We start from the raw sequence: 2,940 nt of genomic DNA on the forward strand, positions 1-2,940 counted from the left end.
AGCTGAGTTGGCCGCGTCACTGGCAACAATCTTGTGGGCGTCAGAGGCCGCATTCGATGCATCGGCATTGTGTTGCTTTGCGTCAGAAGCGGCATCACTGGCAATCTTGTTGGCACTGGCAGCGCCGGAAGCATCGCCACTCTTGGCAGCTGAACTGGCAGCACTCGCAGCATCACTGGCCTTCTTAGCATCACTGGCAGCGTTTGAAGCCGCATCAGAAGCGGATTTGGCAGCCGAAGCGGCGGCAGAATCGCCACTCGCATCGCTGGCAGCATCAGACGCGTGGGCTGAAGCGGATTTCGCATCACCGGCAGCATCAGACGCGTGACCGGAAGCCGAGTTAGCGGCATCATTGGCAACAATCTTGTGGGCATCGGAGGCCGCATTTGACGCGTCAGCATTGTGTTGCTTTGCGTCAGAAGCGGCATCGCTGGCGATCTTGTTGGCACTGGCAGCGCCGGAAGCATTCCCGCTCTTGGCGGCATCGCTCGCATCACTGGCGGCACCAGAAGCTTTCTTGGCGTCGGAAGCGGCGTTTGATGCGGCGTCGGAGGCTTTATTAGCAGCCGATTGAGCGTTTGAATCGCTACTTGCGTCACTGGCAGCGTCTGAAGCATGGGCCGAAGCGGATTTCGCATCGGAAGCGGCATCGCTGGCATGACCAGAAGCCGAGTTGGCAGCGGCAGATGCATCAGCAGCAGCCTTAGAGGCGGCATCAGATGCAGCATCGCTGGCAACTTTGGCATCGCTGATTGCATTCGAAGCAGCATCACTCGCTACCTTATTGGCACTGGCAGCACCGGAAGTGTTCCCGCTCTTGGCCGCGTTACTTGCGTCGCTGGCGGCACCGGAAGCTTTGTTAGCATTGCTTGCGGCATCAGAGGCGGCATTGCTGGCAACGTTACGATCAGATTGAACATCTGTATTAGTTGGATCAGCATTGGCAGCTGAGCTTGCAACAGCGGAAGCTTTCTTAGCGTCACTGGCAGCGTTCGAAGCGTCACTGGCATGACCAGAGGCAGCAGCGGCGGCATCACTAGCAGCCTGTGAAGCAGCGTTCGATGCGGCGGCTGATGCGGCACTGGCGGCACTATAGGCAGCCGAAGCTTGATCAGACGCAACCTTCGCGTAACTTGATTGAGCCGACGAGTTACCTTGTCTGTTGGCATCGACAGCAGCTGAAGCAGCGTCGACAGCAGCTTGTGAAGCGGCCTTGGCAGCCGAAGCAAAATTAGAAGCCTGACTCGCCAAATTTGCAACGCTTGAGTTTGTCGGATCGGCAGAAACGGCGTTGGAAGCAATCGTTGAAGCATTGTTAGCAGTTGAAGCAGCATCGCTGGTGGCGCCACTTACGGCGTCCGAAGCAGCGGATGTTGCAGTACTATTTGCCGCGCTGGCATCACTTAAAGCATCGGAAGCGATCTTAGCTTCTGAACTCGCGGCCGAAGCATTGCCGGCTTTTCCGGCAACGGTTGCGGCCGAAGCAGCATCAGAAGCTTTCCGAGCAGCGGAAGCAGCGGTCGAAGCCGCATCAGAAGCGGCCTTATTAGCGTTTACAACTGCTGCATTATTCGGATCGGCTTTGGCAGCATCACTAGCAGTTCTTGCAGCTTGAGAAGCCAAGCCGCCTGCCGAAGTGGCAGCACTGTAATCTGAACCCGCGGCACTGGCATCACTGCCGGCATTTGATGCGGCATCCGACGTTGCAATCCCATCAGCGGTACTTGCAGCCGCCGCTGCTTTGTTGGCAGCATCGTAAGCGGATTGAGCTTGATCGCTGGCAACTTTAGCGTAGCTTGACTGGGCAGCGGAGTTGGCACTGTTGGCAACCGCTTGTGAAGCTGCCGAGTTGGCAGCTGAAGCGGCAGTGCTGGCGGTTGAAGTAAACCCAGCGACCTGAGCAGCAAGACTCGCTACAGTTGAGTTCTTAGAATCCTTGTTGACAGCTGCGGATGCGACATCACTCGCCTTTGCGGCACTAGCGACAGCATCACTGGTTGCCCCGCGGACAGCATCAGAAGCCGCCGAGTTGGCAATTTTATTAGCAGCACTGGCCTCACTCAACGCAGCGGATGCGGTACTTGCAGCCGCACTCGCACCGGCCATGTCGTGGTTAGCGGCAGCCGAGTTAGCAGCGGATGCAGCAGCTGACGCGTCACTGGCAGAAGCAGACGCCTGCTTTGCGGCATCACTGGCAATTACATTCGCGTTGGAAACTGCCGAATTATTTGGATCGGCCTGGGCGGCGTCGCTGGCAGTCTTCGCAGCTTGAGAGGCGTTGGCCGCAGCAGAAGTTGCGGCGCTGAAATTGGACGTGGCACCGGAAGCATCACTCTTGGCACGAGCATCAGCACCTGAATTAATCTGGCCATTCATTGAGGCAGCAGTTGAGGCTTCAGCATAAGCAGTTGAAGCGGCACTGGCAGCCGCACTCATTGCCGCAGAAGCGGAGGCGGCGTTATTCAAACGCGCAGCAACCGAAGCGGCATTTGTCTCAGATTGAGCAGCAGCAGCAGCACTGGCAGCGTTACTTGCATGTTGGGAAACGGCACTGGCTAATGATTGAATTGCCGAATCACTTGGAGCTTGAGAAGCCACCTTAGCAGCTGCGGTTGAAGCTGAAGCAGCTTGATCACTGGCATCACTAGTTGCCCCATTAACGGCATTGCGAGTATCAGAAGCGGCATTCGACGCAGCATCGGCAGCTGATTGCATTGCAGCAGAAGCACTAACAGCGGCATCAGAGGCCCCGCCGGCATTTCCGACTTTCGCGTATGAAGTAGCGGCACTGGCGGCATTCGATGCGTTACTTTGCGCAACTAATGCGTCAACAGCGGCGTCACTGGCGGCTCTTGCCAAACTACTCAAAGCTGAATCAGCTGGGTAGGCAGCGGCAGCGGACTTCGCAATCTTAGAAGCTGTTTAGTATCTTTTAAGAAG

General features: G+C 56.8%; 1 pseudogene. It reads right to left on the bottom strand.

Annotated elements, in window-relative coordinates:
- Positions 1-2,868 (bottom strand): annotated as a pseudogene (locus FD47_RS14085) (hypothetical protein); the annotation flags it as partial.
- Positions 2,869-2,940 lie beyond the last annotated feature (72 nt).

Origin of the sequence: Lentilactobacillus parafarraginis DSM 18390 = JCM 14109, assembly GCF_001435895.1 — a bacterium.
Taxonomy (GTDB): domain Bacteria; phylum Bacillota; class Bacilli; order Lactobacillales; family Lactobacillaceae; genus Lentilactobacillus; species Lentilactobacillus parafarraginis.